The 20725-nt window shown below is 54.2% G+C and carries 14 protein-coding genes; 5 read left to right on the top strand and 9 right to left on the bottom strand.

The genetic code is table 11. The annotated features are described in order from the left end of the window. Position 1: 1 nt before the first annotated feature. The 6 genes from recC to rmuC all read right to left on the bottom strand — a co-directional run bounded on the left by recC (position 2) and on the right by rmuC (position 11597). Positions 2-3604, bottom strand: a complete 3603-nt coding sequence (gene recC / locus K0H81_RS09000; RefSeq protein ID WP_220060634.1) for an exodeoxyribonuclease V subunit gamma — start codon at positions 3602-3604, stop codon at positions 2-4. Positions 3605-3822: 218 nt separating this feature from the next. Next, a complete protein-coding gene (locus tag K0H81_RS09005) occupies positions 3823-5865 on the bottom strand; it encodes a transglutaminase TgpA family protein (protein WP_220060635.1) in 2043 nt (680 codons plus the stop codon). Then, positions 5855-6835 carry a DUF58 domain-containing protein gene (locus K0H81_RS09010; RefSeq protein ID WP_258406427.1) on the bottom strand — a complete coding sequence of 327 codons (981 nt, stop codon included), beginning with the start codon at positions 6833-6835 and terminating at the stop codon, positions 5855-5857. The genes K0H81_RS09005 and K0H81_RS09010 overlap by 11 nt, the downstream gene beginning before the upstream one ends. Before the next feature lie 27 nt (positions 6836-6862). Then, positions 6863-7774 (bottom strand): AAA family ATPase, encoded by a 912-nt coding sequence (locus K0H81_RS09015; protein ID WP_220060637.1) that lies wholly within the window; start codon positions 7772-7774, stop codon positions 6863-6865. 318 nt (positions 7775-8092) lie between these two features. Then, positions 8093-10030, bottom strand: a complete 1938-nt coding sequence (locus K0H81_RS09020) for a transglycosylase SLT domain-containing protein (RefSeq protein WP_220060638.1) — start codon at positions 10028-10030, stop codon at positions 8093-8095. Between the two features lie 91 nt (positions 10031-10121). Continuing rightward, positions 10122-11597 carry a DNA recombination protein RmuC gene (gene rmuC / locus K0H81_RS09025; protein WP_220060639.1) on the bottom strand — a complete coding sequence of 492 codons (1476 nt, stop codon included), beginning with the start codon at positions 11595-11597 and terminating at the stop codon, positions 10122-10124. A 181-nt stretch (positions 11598-11778) separates the two neighbouring features. Between rmuC and msrP the strand changes: the two genes are divergently transcribed. Continuing rightward, on the top strand, positions 11779-12804 hold the full coding sequence (gene msrP, locus K0H81_RS09030) for a protein-methionine-sulfoxide reductase catalytic subunit MsrP (RefSeq protein WP_220060640.1): 1026 nt from the start codon (positions 11779-11781) through the stop codon (positions 12802-12804). A gap of 38 nt (positions 12805-12842) precedes the next feature. Further along, positions 12843-13460, top strand: coding sequence for a protein-methionine-sulfoxide reductase heme-binding subunit MsrQ (msrQ, locus tag K0H81_RS09035; RefSeq protein ID WP_220060641.1), 618 nt, complete (start codon positions 12843-12845; stop codon positions 13458-13460). Here msrQ and K0H81_RS09040 read toward each other — a convergent pair. Then, positions 13457-14815: a GGDEF domain-containing protein gene (locus K0H81_RS09040; protein WP_220060642.1), complete on the bottom strand. Its 1359-nt coding sequence runs from the start codon at positions 14813-14815 to the stop codon at positions 13457-13459. The two genes, msrQ and K0H81_RS09040, sit on opposite strands and share 4 nt — an antisense overlap. 14 nt (positions 14816-14829) lie before the next feature. Continuing rightward, a complete protein-coding gene (locus K0H81_RS09045; RefSeq protein WP_220060643.1) occupies positions 14830-15810 on the bottom strand; it encodes an ABC transporter substrate-binding protein in 981 nt (326 codons plus the stop codon). Positions 15811-16036: 226 nt separating this feature from the next. Between K0H81_RS09045 and K0H81_RS09050 the strand changes: the two genes are divergently transcribed. Then, entirely contained in the window at positions 16037-17683 is a 1647-nt protein-coding gene (locus K0H81_RS09050; protein WP_144203204.1) for a methyl-accepting chemotaxis protein, read from the top strand. A 35-nt stretch (positions 17684-17718) separates the two neighbouring features. Here the strand turns inward: K0H81_RS09050 and K0H81_RS09055 are convergent, their stop codons facing one another. Further along, the gene (locus K0H81_RS09055) at positions 17719-18033 is read right to left on the bottom strand and encodes a hypothetical protein (protein ID WP_144203206.1); all 315 of its coding nucleotides are present in this window, start codon (positions 18031-18033) and stop codon (positions 17719-17721) included. Between the two features lie 209 nt (positions 18034-18242). Between K0H81_RS09055 and K0H81_RS09060 the strand changes: the two genes are divergently transcribed. Continuing rightward, complete coding sequence (locus tag K0H81_RS09060; RefSeq protein ID WP_220060644.1) at positions 18243-18737, top strand: putative 4-hydroxy-4-methyl-2-oxoglutarate aldolase; 495 nt, start codon at positions 18243-18245, stop codon at positions 18735-18737. Positions 18738-18774: 37 nt separating this feature from the next. Beyond that, on the top strand, positions 18775-20619 hold the full coding sequence (locus K0H81_RS09065) for an AsmA family protein (protein WP_220060645.1): 1845 nt from the start codon (positions 18775-18777) through the stop codon (positions 20617-20619). Positions 20620-20725: the final 106 nt, after the last annotated feature.

The raw sequence follows: 20725 nt of genomic DNA on the forward strand, positions 1-20725 counted from the left end.
CTTATTGGCCCTCCACGAAATCGGCCAACTCGCTCAGCGGCGCCTTGTGATAAAGACTCAGCATGGGTGAGAGCAGCGTGCTGGCTATGGTGCCAAAGCCTGCCTCGCTAAAATCATCAGGGAAAGTAAATAACCGCTGATAGTGAGCTTCCTGGCCTTCACCCAGGTTAGATTGTTCATCGAGCCATTGTGGCTGGGCGGCGATCAGCTTCTCAATATGATCTCCCTCGGCTTCGACATAGGCAAAGGCGGTTCTTGGCATGAAGGGCAGGGGCTGGCTCTGCCCCTGATGATAGCGCTCGGCCCAGAGTGAGAGCTGATTGAGCGCCTGCTCTGGCGTTATCGGCGCAAAGGCGTGGAAATGGCCGATATCGAGCAGATAGCTGTGGCGCTGCCAGGGTGTGCCCTCATGGATTTCCACGTCGCTATTTTCGCTGACGCTGGCGTTAAGACTGGTGTTAAGACTGGTGTTAAGACTAGCGTTAAGGCACAGGTGACGCAGATAAACGCGGATCAGATCCCGCGCGTTCGCCGTCCCCGGACGGTAGTTGACCAGCCCCTTGGCGCTGACGCCGTCGATTCGCCCCACTAAAGCCGTGGCGGCGCTATCGCCCAGGAGAAGATTGATATCCTGGGTATGGCAGCTCTCACCCTGCAGATAGAGGGTGCGACCGACCAGGGCGCGAATATCGTGCTGATACTGTTTAAGCAGGAGATCGTCAAATGGGGCCAGGGGCAGTTGACCCGAGAGCCGCAAGCGCTCTAGTAGCTTACTCGATGGCCGCTCATCGCCTGACTTGACCGCATCTTCTATCAGGGTCGATTGCAGCTGATAGCGAGACAGGGGATTGAGGGCGAAGGGCTCATCGTTTTCATCCGCTTGTATGCTGAGATTAAGATCCAGCTTGAGGGTGCGATTGAAAAAATACTGCGCCGGATTACGGTAGAAACGGATCAGCGCCGAGAGCTCAAGCGGCTCGCCCTTATCTTCATCGGCGACCAGAGTCAGCGGCGCCTCGATGAAATGACTAGCACTTGCTGGCTTGTCATCGAGGCGCTTATCCTGCTCAGCAAGGGCGCTAGGGCACCACTGCTCGCTATAGCTCTGGCGAAGACGTCTTGGCTCACTCTTTGCGCCTTCACACTCTGCGCCTTCAGACTCGTCTGCCAGATAGAGGCGTTCATCGAAAGGCTGCAGCGGCATGGTGATGATTAGCTGGTCTAAGATGGCCTGCTCGATTTTGGCGATATCTACCGTGTTTGTGTCATCTTCACTAGCTGTATTAAGCAGGTGGGCACAATTTTCTGGCAAATAGCAGAGCTGGCAGTATTCGATAAGCTCCGACACTAACATAGAGGGGATGCGCTCACTGTTATCCCGCTCGCTATGGCCGATATAGCTGATGTAGAGCTGCTTTCTGGCAGAGAGCAGCGCCTCAAGGAACAGGTATCTGTCATCCAGCCTGCGGGAACGGTCTCCCTTACGTGGCCCTTCCTGCGCTACCAGGTCGAAGCCTACCGGGTGCTGTACCCTGGGGTAAACACCATCGTTCATGCCCAGCAGACAGACCAGCTTAAAGGGGATGGAGCGCATCGGCATCAGGGTACAGAAGTTGACGCTACCGGCCAGGTAGCGCTGTCCCACCCGGGACTCGGTGAGGTGACGGGTAAACCAGTTCTGCATCACTTCGAGTTCGAGTTCGCTCTGATACTGTGTAGCAGTGAGCTCTTCACTCAGACGGGTGATCGCCTGTAAAAGCTCCTGTTTCTGACTCAGCTCCTCATCGACGCAGTCGTAGAAGGTCTCTACCAGGGTCTGCAGTTGAGTAATGCGCACGCTTAAGGGGCAATGCTCGCCAAGCGCTAGATTAAACTCGTCGATCGCCTCGATAAAGTTGAGCAGCTTACCCAGTGCCTGGGCCGATTGCCCTTCGACGCCTGGGAGCGCCAGGCTGTCATGATAGATAGGTGCCTCATCGCTGAAGCTATAGCCCAAGATCAGCCGCTTGATGCCAAAGGCCCAGGAGTTGTGTTCGAAGGCGGGCAACTGCTGCGCCTGACGGCTGTGCTGATCCCGTCCCCAGCGCACGCCCGCCTGTTCAAGCCAGCGGCGGATAAGCAGGAGATCATCATCGTCCAGATCGAAGCGGCGCATCACGGCGGGCACCTCGAGTATGCCTAAGATGTCCGTCAGGGCGAAGCGGCTCTTGTTGAGATCTAGCAGGTGCAGGAAGCTGTTGATCAGAGGTGATTCCTGTGCCGCGCCGCGATCGGCGATAGCGTAAGGGATAAAATGATCGCCGCGTTTGGAGGCAAATACCGCATCTATGTAGGGTGCGTAGGCCGCCACATCTGGCATCATCACTACGATATCTTTGGGGGCGAGACCATCCGATTGCGACAACTGCTCCAGCAGATGATCGTGCAGTGTCTCAAGTTCCCGTAGTGGGCTGTGACAGCTCCTGAGGGTCAGGGAATCATCGTCATTCTTAAGTACTCGTCTGCCGTTGGTGGTGAGATAGAGTTCGGCGTCCGGTCCTAGGGTTTCGCCGCGGGTGCAAAGCTCTAGGATATCTTGCTGCACGCCGTGGAGCAGGGTGTTTGAGCCCGGATCTTGATAGCACTCGAAGTTGAAGTTGGTGTCGTTTTCCGGTAGTTCCAGGATAAGGTCTAACAGCTCGCGGCCCATCTTACCGTTGTTGGCCAGCAGGGGATTGCCTACCTCGAGCTTACTCTCCCAATCGATGGCGAGTTGCTGCTTGTCGCCATATTGCAGCGCCATTCGCGCCCTGAGCTTAGGATCTACTATGTCGCCCCAATAGTGTTGGCAGGGGCTTAGGTTGAGCATCACCACATCGATCCGTTTGGCCAAAAAGTAGAGCACTTCCAGGGTCTGCGGCGCCATGGAGGAGATACCAAAGACAAACAGGCGCGGCGGCAACTTGCTAAGATCGCACTGGGGATCGCTTAAGGCATCAAACAGCGCCTGGTGCAGGTTCGCCCTGTGATAGCGGCTCTGGTTCAGCGTGTGATGATTGTAGTGAATAAGTTCGCGCCAGAGCAGGCTTTGCCACTGCTGGTTGGCCGCTAGCGGGCGCTCCTTGGGGGGAAGTCGATCCTCACCCTGTTCCCAAGCCAAGATCCAGTCGGGGCGATAGACCAGGTATTGGTCGAAGATGTCGGCTATCTGGCTGCAAAGCTGAAACAGTTTTAATGAGTGCGGCGCCGCGCTGTCTGTGAGTATGGCATCGTCTTTCAGATAGTTTGCCAGCGGGGCGAACACCTCCAGAGACAAGAGGTCTGGCAGCAGCTCCATCAGCTTCCAGGTCATGGCCGGTTTGGTAAAGGCGTTCTCCTTGGGGACATCCGGTAGCAGCTGGTGGCAGAGTTGCCAGATAAAGCTCGACGGCAAGGGGAACTCTAGCGCCGCCGCGACCTGGTTTTGTTTGGCGATGGCGAGCCTGAGCCAGGTGGACATGCCGGGACTCTGGACCAAGATCTGCTCATTGCTCAGCGGCGACTGACCCGGCAGGGGCGTCTGTAGCTCGTTGGCGAGCAGCTCTGCCAAAGCCTCCATTCGATTCGATTGCACCAAATACAGCATGAGATCACTTATCCATTTCGTTGTTCTGTGGCCATTCTAGGGCATCTGGGTTTTCCGGCCAATGCTCGTCGTACAATATCGGCGTAATTCGATATGTTAGCTCAGTTTATGCTTGTTTTTCACACATTTTCAATGGCTTTGCTTGAGGATTAGCCTGCATCAACAACGCTTGAATGAGTATCCTGACGCTTTCGATCTAATTTGTATTTATGTGGCCACTAATCTGTGGTTTCGCTGGTATCCAAGCGGCCCTTGAGCTTGAGGATAGCGAGGCGCAGGCGGCGCAGATCCTGTTTCAGCTGGCGCTTAAGCTGTTTGCTGGCCTTTGGTGAGGGGGCGCGATATTTAAGGGTCATATAACTTGTGGTGTAGCGCGTCATTGGCTCGCTAAGCTCGGGCGCGGCAGCGAGTACCCGTGTTTGATAGGCATCGACCGACTCACCCTGAGCACGGGGCAGGCCGCGTTTGGCCAGCATGGCGCCTATCTGCTCAAACCCCGCAACGACAGGATCTGGGTGGCGAGTAAAGCGCAGCAGGCCGACGCTGTAGGCGATAAACAGGGCGATGACGCTGAAGGAGGCGATGATGAAGATCGCCAGCTTGGTGGCGTTGATCTCGCCAAGTAGTTCCTTGAGCAGTTGGCTTTGTCTCTCTTCATCGAAGCCCAGTACCCACTTGCTCCAGTAGTAATCTATGCTGGCCAGGGACATGCGCAAATTATTGAGCAGGGGATACTGACGCAGCCTCAGGCTGCTAAAGGGGTTGTTGATCAGATAGCTCTGCTCGGGGGAGAACATGGCATCGAAGCCTGCCTCGACCCGCTCGGGAGCGATCATGGCGGTGGGGTCGTAGCGGGTCCAGCCCTTACCATCGAGCCAGACCTCTACCCAGGCGTGGGCCATATATTGATAGACGCTGAGGTAACCGCCGGCCTGATTCCACTCGCCGCCCTGGTATCCCGTGACCATGCGGGCTGGCAGGCCTGACTGGCGGGCGAGGAATACCATGGCACTGGCGTAGTGGGCGCAGAAACCGGCGCGATTCTCAAACAGAAAGTCATCGATCTGTTGTGGGCCCACCCTAGGCGGCTCCAGGGTATAGAAATAGGGCGACTTATTAAACAGCGTCATGATGGCGTTAAGGCGCCGCTCGGGTTCCGGGTAGTCGCGTTTCAACTCAAGCCCTAGTGCCCGGGATCTTGGATTGGAATCTTGCGGTAACTTTAGGTTGCGGCGTCTAAGCTCAGGTGACAGACGAGGATCCAGTTTCGCCTCTGGATAGGACGTGACCCGATACTGGTATTTCTGACTCAGGGGCGTCTTGGCGTAGAGGCGGCCATCGGGCAGCTCTAGGATCTCCCGGGTATTGGTGTAGGCGAGATCCAGGCCGAAGAGCCAGTTTTGGTAACTGGGCTCGGCGATCACCTCATAGTTTATCGAGGTGCCTTTGGGGCTTGGGCGAGCGTTTGTCACCGTGCGCTGGCGCTGCAGCGTCTTGATGCCGGGGTCTTGGGTCCAGGTCTTGCCATCATAGTGATCTAGCACTAGAGCGCGCCAATAGAGCTGATTGTTGGCAGGACGGCTGTTATCGAAGGTGACGCGATAGGCCAGGGCGCTTGAGCGGGTCAGCTTGCCGATATCGCCGAAGGAGAGCTCGTCGCTGAGCCCTGTGGTGGCATTCTTGGGATTTGGCAGCAGCCAGAGTGGCGGCAGTCTTGGCAGCACCATAAACAATACAATCGCCAATGGCAGGCTTTGCAGCATTATCTTGGCGCCAAGCTTGGCAGTGCGGCGAATTGAGCTGGCATCAAGATAGAGACTGACCAGCACACAGATGTTAATGATGGCGACCAGGGTCAGTTGCAGGGTAAACCAGAGACTCTGCTTCTCGATTAGCGTGACTGCGATGAGGAAGAAGCCCACCAGTACCACGGCGCGCACGTCGCGTCTGTCGCGCATCTCGATATATTTAAGGGCATAGCCCAAGATCAGCAAATTGATCAAACCGTTAAGCAGACCTATCTGCGCCGTGACTAAGGCCAGAGTGACGGCGGAGGCTATCGCCAGTGTGGTGACCAGGTATCTCGGCGGCTTGGCGACTTTACCGGCAAAGATCCCCACCCGCCAGAGGAGACAGATGGTGCAGATGGCCATGCTCCAGGGGGTCATCTTGTCGTAGAGGGGCGCCAGCACGCTGAGGTTGATCAGTAGCAACCAGAGCAGGCTTTGGCGGCCGATGTTTTCGCTCTTGCTATCGGCCATGGAGACTCTCCAGATGCTCAGGATAGACGGCGAGGGTGGCGAGCACTAAACGTCTGTGTTGCTCGCCGCTGGCGGGCGCTAAGGTTTTGTTCGGTAGCTTGAGGCCGAAGACCTGTCCCTTGGCAGCAAGCCTATCTGCCGCCCAGGTTAGCAGGCTAAGTTGCTCCTCTAACGGTGCGTTTGTGTCTAAGGTCAGCCATTGTGGTGCACTCTGGGGCTGCTCAAACTCTTTGGTGAGCATGCCGCGGCCCTGGGCCAGCTGTTTCCAGGCGATCTGATTGAGCGATTCGCCGGTCACGAAGGGCTTGAGGCCGCGAAACTCCTCGACGCCTATGACGCTCTTCCCCATATCTTTCGCCTGATGATCGTCGCCTTGCTGCTCGGCGTTAAGCTCATATTGGCCAGCCTTGGGCTGCGCAAAGGCGATCTGCGCATTGGCGAGATCCACATGGGACCAGGCCCGGCAAAGCCCCAGCGGATAGCGGCTTTCTACCTTGAGGCGGCCGGGATCGATCCAGCCTCGCTGGTTGTTGCTCAGGGGGATCAGCGCTTCTTGGGGCTTATCATCTACCCTGTCTATAGTCTGCACCTGGGTCTTGTCATAGCTGAGTTCCACCTGATGTTGCACCTGTTTGGCATGGAGGGAGATGCCATAGAGCAGGGTCTCGCCGGCATAGACCTCGGGTCCGGCTTTCGCCTCTAATGCCATGCCCGCAAGATTACGATAGCTGTAGATGATGCAGGTGTTGAACAGGCTAAGCAGCAAGATAGAAAGCCCGATCACCAAATTATTCTGATAGTTGGTGCCAAAAAGAAACAGCAAGACCACAAACAGCAGCCAGAAGAGGCCAAATCCAGTCGGCAGGATAAAGATGCTGCGGTGCGCCAGGGTCACCTTATTGCTGGCGGGCAGGCGTCTGGCGATCCAGGCCTGCCACCATGCTGTTAATCTACTGCTCTTCGTCTTCATCCTGGCCATGGGCTTAATAAGTGAGGCTTATAATATGGGATTGGTGCTGGCGAGCAGGCGCTGGGAGAGGGCCTCGCCCTGTTGCTGGCTGGTGTGTCTTAGCCTGTGTTCGGCCACGGCGGCAAACACCGCCTGCACATCGTCGGGCACCAGATAGTTGCGTCCCTGAATGAAGGCCCAGGCCTTGGCGGCATTGAGCAGCGCCTTGCTGGCCCTGGGCGATAGCCCGTAACCTTCGTTGAGCTGGCGTGAGCCTTTTATCAGGGCGAGAATATAGTTGAGCAGCGCCTCAGAGGCCTTAACCTTAGTCACCTGAGACTGCAGCTCAATCAGGGTGAGCGGATCGATACAGGCGGGCAGGTGTTGCAGCTGCGGCGAGATATCTTCCCCCTTCAGCATGGCCAACTCGGCGGTTTCGTCGGGATAGCCGATGGAAATCCGCATCATGAAGCGGTCGAGCTGGGATTCCGGCAGGGGAAAGGTACCGGACTGCTCGCTGGGGTTCTGGGTGGCGATCACGAAAAAAGGGCTGGGCAGGGCGTGGGTAACGCCGTCGACCGTGATCTGCTGCTCGGCCATGGCCTCGAGCAGCGCGCTCTGGGTCTTGGGGCTGGCACGATTGATCTCATCGGCCAGGATCATCTGCTTGAAGATGGGACCTGGATGGAACACAAACTGGGACTGTTCCTTGTCGAAGATGGAGACGCCGAGAATATCCGCTGGCAGCATATCGCTGGTAAATTGAATGCGTTGGTGGCTCAGCCCCAGACTCTGAGCCATCCCCTGGGAGAGGCTGGTCTTGCCCATGCCGGGCAGATCTTCGATCAATAGGTGTCCCTTGGCGAGGATACAGGTGAGGGCTAATTTAATCTGATGGGGTTTACCCAACAGCACGCGTTGCAGCTGGTTTAAGATCGCCGTGATACTTGAATGAGACATGGAACTCCTTAATGGCGAGCAGGTATTAATCAAAGATATAGTCAAAAACCATCATGATGATGACACTTAACTATGAGGTAGAAGTCTATGATTGGCCAGCTTTTTTCATCTTTTTATTAAGAGATATATTGCTCGGAATGTTGCCAGAATTTTGACATATCCTCGGGTTTATTACGGGGGGATTGTGGAGGCTGGTTGCGAGTGGCGAGGTGAGGTAAAGGTGTCATAAAAGCGTCAGCCTCTTGACGGCCAGTTGACGCAATCAAGAGGCTAACTAAGCTGTTAACTAAGCAGCGAATAAAGCGGTTATTGCAGGCGTTAATATTCAAACGCTAGCTCCTCGGCGGAGAAGAGGGCGACCGGCTTTTGTTGTCTCGCCTGGTAGATGGCGCGATAACTTAATACCGCCTGTACATACTCGCGGGTCTCGGTGAAGGGGATAGACTCGATAAAAGCATACACATCCAGCTTGCCCTGGCTCTGCTCCAGCCAGCGGGTCACCCTGTGGGGGCCGGCATTATAGGCGGCGGTAGCCAACACGCGGTTACCGTCGAACTTGTCCAGTAGCGACTTGTAGTAGCGACTCCCGAGCGCAGTGTTGAGGGAGACATCGTAGAGACTCTTGCTGCCGCTGTATTTCATACCGTGTTTGCGGGCGGTTTCTTTTGCCGTAGCCGGCATCAGCTGCATCAAGCCGCGTGCGCCCACGCCAGAGGTGGCGTAGGGATAGAAGGCGGACTCTCTGCGGGCGATGGCGCGGATCTCATCGATATCGACTTTGGCACTCTTGCTGGCGGCCTTGAAGGCCTCGTCGGCGGCGTAGGGAAAGCGCAGCGTCATGTCGTTCCACAGCTGGCCCTGAATACTGGCCTGTACGGTCAGATCGTGCCACTGGTTGCGTTGAGCCAGCAGGGCATACTGCGCCTGTTTGTTCTGTGGATGGCGGCCAAGCAGCAACACCCATTCGGCGCGGGCATCGATTTTTTTATCCAGCGCCAACAGCTCTTCGACGCGGGCAAGGCCTGGGTCTTGGGCGAGCTGTGGCGTCAGGCTCTCGTCGAGCTTTGTGTCTATCTGTGCCAGGTTTATCGAGGTCGATACCAGATCGGCCGCGGTAAAGCCGTAGAAGTTGCGTTGTTTACTTAAGCTCGGCAGCGCGGTCTCGGCCAGCTTTGCACCTGTCTCCATCTGACGCCTGGCTATCCAATACTGCCAGCGGGCCTTCTCTCGCTTAGCCTCGCTTAGCAGGGGCAGGTAGTTGTCGAGGCTCTGATTGTCAGCCTCTCGGATCGCCCAGCGCAGGCGCAGCACCTTAAGATCGTCGCTGTCCGTCTTGGGCAGGCGGCTATCGACGAAGGCTTTGAGCTCTGTCTCCTGGGAAACTAGAGCGCGTTTCATCAGGTAGCGCGCCAGTTTCTGCCCCTGATAGTCGCTGAAGCGATGGGCCTTTTCATACTTAGTAAACAGGCTGACCGCCTTAACAAGATCTTTTCGCGCCAGACGTCTGAGGCCGGCATCGACGATATCGCCATAGATGGCGGCCTTAACCTTGAAGCGTTTGGTGTGTCTTAGGCTGCGGGGATCTTGATAGACGGCCAGGAGTTGCTTGGCCTCTTTCTGGTGGGCGGTAACCTTACTGGCAAGATACTTGAGCAGGCCATACTCGCCACCGTTGAAGGCCAGTAACATGCGCGACCACAGCAGAGATTGGCTACGATGTCCGGCCTTTTCCCAGGCGTTAAACAGGGGATCACACTCCTTGGGGCGCGAATGGCCGTGGAGCCAGAGCTTCTCGGCGCCGTCGAAGGCTGCGGCCTTGTCGCCCTGGCTTAGCTGGGCGCGGTAGTAATAGCACTGTAAGTTGATGCTGCGGGGCAGCTCAGGGCTCATGGCGAGAAAATCGTGCCAATGTTTTTGCTTACCGGCATTTTCCAGATAGCGGTGACGGGCGCTGTTATAAAGAGGTGTGCCATCGAAGCGTGTCATAGCCTCCAGTGCCTTAGCACCCGGTGCTTCAAGAATGCTATCTATCTCGGCGTGGTAGTCGAGATATGGGGTGAGGGGATAGCCATTGAGCTGTTTTCTCAGCGCCTGATAGCTGTCTAGTTGGCCCTTATCCAGGGCCTCTCTGGCATCCAGGTAGCGCTGCTGGGTTGGGGTTAAGCCGGCGGCCGACAGTGTCATAGGGATGAGCGCCCCTAAGCCTAAGAGGAGATAACGTTTTGCCTGAAAAAGTGTGCCTAACCGCTTTGGCATTGTCTTCCTATCCTTGTTTTCCTGCTGTGCTCGATTCGTCCAATGACGCAGATTTACCCGTTTACTTGCCCATCTATAGTGTAATGCCGGATCAATTCAGTTTTATGTCATGCTCCAGGTGGTCACTGAGGGCCTTGTCGAGCAACTGGTTATCCAGCTGCTTGTTGGTGGTGACGCCCATCTGCTGCATCTGATGGGCCTGGCGGATCAGGTTGCCCTTACCCGTGCTCAGCTTGCCCATGGCAGCCTGGTAGTGCTTGTCCAGCGACTCCACCGCGCGGCCTATCTTTTCCATGTCTTCGAGATAGCCGCATAACTTGTCGTAAATCTTACCCGCCTGCTTGGCAATCAGCTGGGCGTTTTGGTTCTGATATTCATAGCGCCAGATGTTGTTGATGGTACGCAGCGCCACCAGCAAGTTTGTTGGACTCACCAGCATGATGTTGTTCTCCAGCGCATAGTTGATCAGGCTGGGCTCATGCTCGAGTGCCAACAGGAACGCGGGCTCCAATGGAATAAACATTAGCACATAATCCAGGCTTGTTAAGCCGTGAAGCGCTTGATAATCCTTTTGACTGAGGCCCTTTATGTGGTTGCGGATCGACAGGCAGTGCTCCTTGATGGCGGCCGCCTTGACGGTCTCATCTTCGCTGTTGAAGTAACGCTCGTAGGCCACCAGCGACATCTTGGCATCGATCACCACATCTTTGTTTTCCGGCAGATGTACGATCACATCCGGCTTGAAGCGTTTACCGTTGTCGTGTTTGAGATCCTGCTGGGTCTCATACTCGTGGCCCTCTCTGAGACCACTCTCTTGCAGTACGCGCTCGAGGATCACTTCCCCCCAATTGCCTTGCTGCTTGTTGTCTCCCTTAAGCGCCTTGGTGAGGTTGATGGCATCCTGACTCATCTGCAGGTTTAGCGCCTTGAGAGATTCCAGCTGATGCTTGAGGGCGCTACGTTCATTCTGCTCAACCGTGTAAGATTCCTGAACCTGCTTTCTAAAACCTTCAAGCTGCTGTTTAAAGGGAGAAAGGACGTTAGATAGCTGTTGTTCGCTCTCATGCTGTAAACGCTGTGCCTTGGCATCAAAAATTTTGTTGGCGAGATTTTCAAACTGTTGAGTCAGGCGGGTCTCAGATTCATGCAGGTGCTTAATCTTGTCTTCCAGTGCCTGCTGCTCTGTCTCAAACTTTACCGTCAGGGTCTGTTGAATAGCATTAGACTTGGACAGGGCCAGTTGCGTCTCCATCTGTTTACGTTGGCTCTGCTGGAGCTGCTGCTCGAGATCGTCTGCGCGAAGGGCTTGGGCCTGGCTCATACCGAGTAGATTAATCTGGTGTTCAAGCTTCTGGTTGAGCTGGGCGATATCGCTGCGCTTCTCTTCCAGTGAGGCTTCCAGTAGCGCGATGGCTGTGGTGTGCTCCTGGACGAGTTCCTCTCTGACCCTCTGCCATTTACTGCGGGTGAGTCGCTGGTTGAGTAGGGCACCGATCAGCAGTGCTAACATGGCCACCGCGCCTAAGACGATGATTTGTGGGAGAGATAAAGGAAGTTCTGTCAACATAGTCGATACCCGTTATAAGCTTGGTGTTAAGCCTCTCATGAGGCCAGTGCAGGTTCAAGGGGAGATAGGGCAAATGACGAACACTTGTTCGTTAAATATTATTTAGGTGAAATTTTTTAAGGGTTTTGACTATCTAATTAAGCATGGGCTGAAACGCAATGGATAAAAGGTGGTAACAGATATGGCGAAGGGCATCAGGGCAATAGGAAGAAAGGCTTGGCAAGAGAAGAGTGCGCATGTCACGCCAGAGGCGGTATTTAACGATAGACGCAACATCATCAAGGCGCTCGGCCTCGGCGCACTGGGGGCAAGCATACCTGGCCAGGTGCAGGCAGGGCTGTTTGATCTGTTCGGTAAGTCTGAACCCCACGCCCCCTTTGTGACGCATCCGTTAGCCTTTAGCGGCAACAAGGCTTACGGCCAACAGGAGAGCCTCACCCCCGAGAAGAAGGTGACCACCCATAATAACTACTACGAGTTTGGTACCAGCAAGACAGATCCCTTCGAGAATGCTCAAGGCTTTAAGGTGGATCCCTGGACGCTGAGGGTAGAGGGCATGGTAGACAACCCGCTGACACTTGATCTGGATGACCTGACTAAGTTGATTCCGCTGGAAGAACGCATCTATCGTCTGCGCTGCGTCGAGGCCTGGTCTATGGTGATCCCTTGGGTGGGCTTTCCCCTGAAGGCGCTGCTGGCTAAGGCCGGGGTCAAGACGGGTGCGACCCACGTTGCCTTTGAGACCCTGTTCGATCCTGACCAGATGCCGGGGCAGAAGAGCCGTTTGATGGGCGGCGGTATACATTACCCCTATGTCGAAGGGCTAAGGCTGGATGAGGCGACGAATGAGCTGGCCTTCATGGCCGTTGGTCTTTATGGCAAGACGCTACCACCGCAAAACGGCGCGCCTATTCGTCTGGTGGTGCCATGGAAATATGGTTTCAAGAGCATCAAGTCGGTGGTGCGGATCCGTGTGATGGACAAGCAGCCACCCACCAGCTGGAATCAGTTGGCGCCTCACGAATATGGCTTCTTTGCTAATGTGAACCCCGAGGTGGATCATCCAAGGTGGTCCCAGGCGACGGAGCGTCGTATAGGTGAGGGTGGGATCTTCTCGGCCCAGCGTATCGCAACCTTGCCCTTTAATGGTTATGGCGAGCAGGTCGCCCATCTCTATAAGGGGATGAACCTGCGCCAATACTATTAAGCCGCCATATATTAAAGTGACCCAGTAAGGAGAAGCCTTTGTTTCGATTGCAAGCCAGGCATCTGTTGCCCTTAAAGATAGCATTTCATCTCATCGCGCTGGTGCCCTTGGTAGTGCTGGTGTGGCGCGTATTAAATGACCAGCTTGGGGGCGATCCCGTCCAATACATCATCCACTATACCGGAATGGGGGCGATCAATTCGCTGATCGCCGTACTGCTCATTTCGCCGGTGGCGAAATACTTTAAGCTAGGGCTCTTGATGCAAACTCGCCGTTTAGTGGGCCTGTATGTGTTTGCCTATGCTAGCTTGCATATCTTGGCCTTCTTAAGCCTGGATCTGCTGTTCGCCTGGCAACTGCTGCTGAGTGAGATTGTTAAGCGGCCCTATATTCTGGTAGGCGCCACCGCCTATGTCATCTTGTTGCTGCTGGCGATCACCTCCTTTGCCAGAGTCAAACGTGCCATGGGGCGTCGCTGGCAACAGCTGCATAACTGGGTCTATCTGGTGGCCTTACTGGCGCCTATCCATTTTTATTGGTCGGTGAAATCTGAGGTGATTGAGCCGAGTCTCTATCTTATCGGATTGATATGCTTGCTACTTATCCGGGTTAACTTCAAGCAGTTGCAGCGGCGTCTGTCACTGCGAGCTAGTTAGCCCACCTGGCTTTCATCTGTCTGGCTTTCGCCTACCAGCTTTTTGTCAACCTGGCGGGCGATCTGTTCGGTAAAGCGGTGGCTGTTCCCCTTCACCTGTTTGGCCTGGTACATGTTGTCGTCGGCGACTTTGATCAGGCTGAGGCGGGTCAGTTCGTCCCCCGGATACATGGCTACGCCTATGCTGACGGTGAGTGAAACCGTGGTGCGGCCACAGACGATAGGCGGTGAGATCTGACGTATGATCTTATCGATCACTATGGTCACCTCTTCGATGTCGTTGATGGGCTCGAGCCAGACCACGAATTCATCTCCCCCCAGACGGCCGCAGATGTCTGAGCTGCGCACCGCACTCTGGATACGCCTCGCCGCCGTCGATAGCACCTTGTCGCCATTATCATGGCCCAGGCTGTCATTAACCTGTTTAAATTTGTCCAGATCGATGAATAACATGGCGGCGTGCATCTGGGTGCGCTGACAGCGGGCGATGGCGGTATCTATCTGGCGCTCGAAGGCGCTACGGGAATAGAGGCCGGTGAGGTCGTCGTGTTCCGCCACATACTTGAGCTTTTGAGTCTGGCGCTTGAGCTGTTTTGTCTGCGCCGCCACTTCGCCCTGGAGCGCTTCCTTGCGTATGGTTGTCTCCTTGAGCTTGTGGGTCATGGCGTTAAATTTCTGCGCCAGTATCGCCAGCTCATTCTGGTGGACGATCTCGATGTGACTGTCCAGATCCCCTTGACTGAGCTTGCTGATCCCCATCTTCATGCGGTGCAGGCTCTCTCTGAACGCCTTGAGGGTCGAGATGGTGACCAGTAGCGAGATGATTGAGCCCGCCAATAGGAACAGAATAGTGGTCGAGAGGATCTGTGATTGCTGCACGGCCAGACTATCGATCACCAGGCGTTGCAGACTGGTGAGATCTTCACTCATCGACTGTATCGTGATGTTAAACCGGGTGGTTAACATGCCGCGGGCGGAGATGATGCCCCGCTGCGGCGGTGAGCTCATATGCTGCTGGGTGAGTTTGAGCAGTGCGGCCAAGCTATCAGCCTGACGATTTAAATTGGTGGTTAATACTTTAGTCGCGGGCGCTAAGAACTGCGCCTCGGCAAGCTTGGCTTTGAGCTGTTGATGGGCGTTGAGGGTCTGGATCAATACCTCCTCATCCTGAAACTCCTGCAGGGCCCAGAGCCGGCTCCTGAGCACGTCTATGCTGCTCTCCAGCTGCATGATATGGGAAAGCTGCTGCAGATTTTCCTGCTGTATGTGTCTCAGCCCGGCAAAGGTTAACAGTATGGTAGTTGTCAGAAAAAGGCTGATGAAGAGCAATAATTTTAACCGGGTATTGATCATCATTTGCTGTTAACGTCCTAGTTATCGAGCGCCTGCTTGAGTGCTGAATCATCCAGAAGCAGCCTAAAATCCGGGGGTGTTTTTGCATCGATGGCGCCGCTGGCTATCGCCCAGCGTGCCTGTGCATGCAAATTTGAGATCAGTGAGTTATTTAAAGATAGCCGAAATACGTAATCATTCCACGCCCACTCCAGCTCGGACAGTGAGATATCCAGATAGTCACTGATGATCTGCTTGGCACTTTGAGGGTGCTGATTAATAAAGTGTTGCGCACTCTTTAACGCCCGCAGAATATCGGCGTGTTGTTTTTCATGCAGCCTGGCGTTGGCAGCCGAGGTGACCAGATTGAAGGAAAGGTTATAGATCCCTTTACCCGGATATTGATAGATGGCATCGCCATGCTCTTCGATCAGCTTGTAGCCAAAGGGTTCCCATACCGAGATGGCGTCGACGTCACCGGCCAGCAGCGCTGGCCCTAACGCCTGGGGGGACATGAATACCTTCTCAAAATCCTGCTGTTGATGACCACTGATGATCAGGAAAGCATCGGCAAAGAATTCGCTTGAGCTGGCTTTGACCATGCCTATCTTCTTATCGCTGAGCTGGATGATGCTCTTGGGTTGTTCATCGTTGAGGGTGAGTAGCTTGAGATCGTTATCCGACTCGACGAAGCTTGCCAGCAGACGAAAGTCGCTGCGCTGAAAGCCGTTGAACATGATCACACTTTCCGAGCTGGTCGCCAGATCCGCAACGCCCTGGATCATCGCCTGAAAACAGAGGTGACCACCGCGCAGGGGGATAAGTTCGATATCCAAATTGTAGGGCTTAAACAGCTCTAATTCTCTGGCGATGATCAGGGGCGCACTCAGTGGCGTGGTAGAGGTTGCAATTCTTAACTTTACAGGTGGCTCGGTAGCGGGCGCCTTGCCACCCCACCAGTTGATCGATAAGAGCCCCATAACGACTATGACCAGAAGCACTATTCCCTTAGCTTTCATCGTGAAAGATTACCCTTATAAAAAGTACTGACACTTTAGTTTAGTTGTTATCGGCCGACACAGACGAATAATTAACCAATAGGTATTATATCCTGCTTTCGACCCCTGTTTAGTCCACTAAAGTATGCATTTATAGGTAGTTAGCGGCTTTGACAAAAGGATTTGAATAGGCGAGATTTAAAGGGATGTCCTAATTATTTCTGTCACTTGCCTGAAGGTGATCGCCATGAACGCCATTTATGCCCTGTTTCGCAAATTTAAAATTGCCCATCGTTTGCTGTTTATGCTACTGCTTGCCATCGTCGCGACCGGCATCATGTTTGTATTTGCGCTGGCTAATATCGAAGAGGTCTTGGTTAAGGAGAAGCAGGCCAAGTTATCGGCGCTATCGGATGTTGGCGAGAAGGTGATCAGCCAGTTTTATGAGGCGTCACAAGCCGGCACCATGAGTGAGGAAGAGGCCAGGCGCAACGCCATCGCCGCTCTGGATGCCCTTAGGTATGAGGGTAACGAATATTTCTGGACCATAGATAGGCAAGGGATCATGGTGCAGCACGCCTTTGCCAAGAAGCTGGTGGGCACCAATGTGTTGGGGATGAAAGATCCCAATGGTGTCAGGCTATTTGAGAAGATGGTGACAGGCACGGCAAACAGCGATTATGCGCTGATCGAATATATGTGGAATCGCCCCAATGCCTCGGCGCCCAGCCCTAAGATGAGTGTGGTCAAACGTTTCGTCCCTTGGGGATGGATAGTCGGGACCGGCATCTATGTGGATGATATTCAAGAGGAGATGCAGGCCTTCATCTACAAGTATCTGCTGATCTGCATTGCGGTGTGGCTGCCGGTGATCCTGATCTTAGGGGCCATCTCCCGCAGTATCTCGGCGCCTATGGCCGACACCATAGCCGCCTTTGAAAATATCGCGCGAGGCGAGGGCGACCTTACCCTGAGGCTCGAAGAGTCGGGCCGGGATGAACTCAAACAGGTGGCGGCGAGCTTTAATGAGTTCGTTGCCAAGATACAGGCGCTGGTTAATTCGGTGAGCGCTTCTGTGACCCACAGTCGCGAACTGGCCGAAGGGCTGGCGGATATCTCGGCCCAGGCCAGTATGGTAACGGCCAACATGCAGGCGGAGACCCAAAGCGTCGCCACCGCCATCAACGAGATGTCTATGGCTTCCTCTGAGGTGGCGTCCAATGCCCAGCTTGCCGCCGATAGCGCCGGTAGTGCCGATGGCGAAGCCGATGATACCGTGGCCGTTGTCGATGGCGCCGTGGCTAAGATCAAAGGCCTGTCTAATGAGTTAGAGGTGACTGCCGATGAGGCTCAGGCGCTGCAGATAAGCTCGGGCAAGATAGGCCAGATATTGGATGTGATCGTCGGCATTGCCGAACAGACTAACCTGCTGGCGCTTAACGCCGCCATTGAGGCGGCGAGGGCCGGTGAGGCGGGACGCGGCTTTGCCGTGGTGGCCGATGAGGTGCGCACCCTGGCCAGTCGAACTCAGGAGTCGACCCAGGAGATCAATGCCATCATAGAGGCGATCCGCGCCTCGGTAGACAGTGTCAACGCCTCGGTGGCCAGGGCTAAGGCGCAGTCGGAGCAAACGGTAGGTGAAACCAGTCAGGTGGTGGAGGCGCTGCAGACCATCAAGTCTTCCATCAGACAGATCTCCGACATGAATATTCAGATCGCCACGGCGACCGAGGAGCAGAGTGCGGTGATCGCCGAACTGAATATGAATGTGACCCGGATTAACGATATTTCGCTGGAGAACCAGCAGAAGAGTGAGGAGATTGGCAGTACCAGTGAGCAGATAAAATCGGGCTCGGCGGATCTAGAATCTCTAATTTCGACCTTTAAGCTGTAGTGGAAAATAACCTGCTATCTGGCAGGTTATTTGATTTACTTAACTCCTTGCTGCATGATCTCTAACACGCGGTCGTAAGAGATGCCATATTCGCGGGACAGGTTAATCACCTTGGTCTTATAGGTCTGAATGTTTTCCTGGCGGGCCAGATTGGCCTGCTCTTCGTCGACCAGCTTGCCAACGACCTCTTGCAAAATCAGCAATCTGCGCAGATTGAAGCCTAACGATCTAAGATATTTATCCATCTGCGCATGGGTACGGGCCTGACTCAGTTCGCTGCTGTGTTTTTGCTCATAGCCATATTCGTCGAGCGCAGCCATTGCATCATGTAAATTGAGATGATCTGTCATGTGATTCCATTATCGCTTGGTCGATATTGGTCAATATCGACGGGTCTATTAGCCAGGGTCTAGTATTTATTATCTTGATGATTTAATCGCCAATCTATATTAGCGAAGGCACATTCTAAAACCGATCGAATTTAAATTCATCTAATTTTCATTTTATATTCGCCTTGTTATAGTAACTTAACTTTTCTTAGTTCTGCAGGGAGGCTGCAATGCAAGATCTACTGCCCGATCTCTTTGACCAGTATGAGACTCAACTGTCGTTATTGGCGCCCCATTATCGACAGTTTGGCCAGAAGCGAATCTTCTGGGGAGAGGTGGTCACGGTAAAGTGTTTCGAAGACAACTCCAAGGTCAAGCAACTGCTGGGACAGCCTGGTGAAGGCAGAGTCCTGGTGGTTGATGGTGGCGGTTCGAACCGACGCGCCCTGCTTGGCGATATGATTGCACAGAGTGCGGTGGACAATGGCTGGAGTGGCATAGTGATCAATGGCTATGTGCGTGATGTCGGCGCCTTGGCGCAGATGACTATTGGAATTCAAGCACTTGGCGCTAACCCCATCAAAACGGATAAACGGGATCTTGGCGATGTTAACGTTACGCTTGAGATAGATCGCGTTATAATAAAGCCAGGTATGATGCTTTATGCCGACGATAATGGCGTTGCCGTGTCGTCAGAGCAGTTGGATCTCTCGCAATTGGCCTAACGGGCCAATTGCTCACCTTTACCAGACGGAACCTGTTATGAAATTTGTAAAATGGCTACTCATAGTATTTGCCTCCCTTTTCCTATTATTGATCGCCTATCTCACCCTTATATTCGATCCCAATGACTTTAAGCCGCAAATTGTCGAGGCGGTGAAAAAGCAAACCGGGCGCGATCTACTTATCAAGCAAGACCTCAGCTGGACCTTCTTCCCCAGCATAGGGATAGCCCTTGGTGACATCAGCCTGTCGAATCCTGAGGGGTTCAAACATGACACCATGCTTAAAGTCGACGGCATAGTGGCCGAGGTAGCACTAATGCCGCTGCTGAGTAAAGAGGTGGAGATCGCCCAGCTGAATTTAGATGGCCTGACCCTAAACTTCGACAGCTATAAGAATGGCCGCAGCAGCATGGATGGTTTGACGTCCGCTGGCGAAAAGGCCGAGAAGGCTGGCGACAAAGCGGGTAGCGATGGGGCCGCTCAGGGCAGCGTGCAGCTGAGTAGCCTGAATATCGGTGGCATCGCCATCACCAACACTCAGGTGAATCTTTATGATGAGGCGACGGGTAAGACCCAGGCACTGACACTTGAATCCTTAACCTTAGGCGAGTTCTCTCTGGGGCAGTTTGCCGATCTGGGTTACAAGTTCTCCATGACCCAGCCTGAGATGAAGGTCAGCAGCCAAGGTAAGGGACAGATCAAGGTCGACCCAAGTCTTGCGAAAATCGCCATCAAGGATTTTGAGATTGAAAACAGCCTGGAAGGGGATGCGATTCCCAATAAGCGCATGAACATCAATCTCACCACTCAACTCGAGCTGGACAACAACGCCAAGACCATGGCCTTGGTGCTCTCAAGTCTGAATGTCGAGCAGATTAAGGCACAGGGCAAAATGTCGGTCAATTACGGCGGCAAGGTACCGGACGTAGTGGCCTCTATGAGTTTTGGCGATATTGATGTCACGCCCTTTATGGCCAAAGATGATGGTGCCAAGGGCGAAGATAAGACGGCTAAAGGCGAGGGCGCGGCAACTGCCAAGGAGCCCGACCTTAGTGGCATGAAGGCGGTCAATCTTAAGCTGGATCTCGATGCCAAGTCTGTGACTGCCGATAAGATCAAGACAGAAAACTGGCAGATGAAACTGACACTGAAAAATGGTGTGCTAGATGTCAGCCAGCTAAGCGCCGATCTCTATCAGGGTAAATTACTTGCCAGTGCTCAGCTAGATGGTCGTAAACCTGTGGCCAGCTATCGCTTCAACAAGAAGATCTCCGGCATCAAGGTGCGTCCTTTGCTGACCGATGCTGCCGAGGTCGACATGCTGGCCGGTACCACCAACTTCGAGGTGACAGGCAGTGGCTACAGCCTGATCCCGGATAACATCAAGCGTAACCTCGATGCCAAGGGCCAGTTTGAGGTCGCCGACGGTGCGCTTTATGGGGTGAACATTCCCCAGATGCTGCGTGATGCCAAGGCAAAACTTGGGGGGGACCTCAATGCTGCCTCCAGCGGTGAGAAGAAGACCGACTTCACCAGCCTGACCGGCAGCTTTACCATGGCCAAAGGGATAGTGAACAACCCGGATCTTAATATGGCATCGCCGCTGATTCGTTTACAGGGTAAGGGTAATGTGAATCTGCTCTCCGAGGCGATCGACTATGCGCTGAAGACTTCGGTGGTCGGCTCGTTAGAGGGTCAGGGCGGCGCAGAGAAAGATGTGCTTTATGGGGTCGAGATCCCCTTTGCCATCGCTGGCACCATCAGCGAGCCTAAATTTTCCCTTGATACCGCAGCCCTGTTCGAGTCCAAGTTGAAAAAGGAAACCGAGAAGGCGACCGACGAGCTAAAAGACAAGCTGTTTAAGAAGCTAGGTGGTCTGTAAGCGAGCGGTGTAACCGATAGAGAAGTGCTAACAAATAAGCACTAATAAAAAAGCGATGCCGAGGCATCGCTTTTTTGTGTGCGGTAATCGCTGCTTAAATAAAAGC

Source organism: Shewanella halotolerans (assembly GCF_019457535.1).
Lineage (GTDB): Bacteria > Pseudomonadota > Gammaproteobacteria > Enterobacterales > Shewanellaceae > Shewanella > Shewanella halotolerans.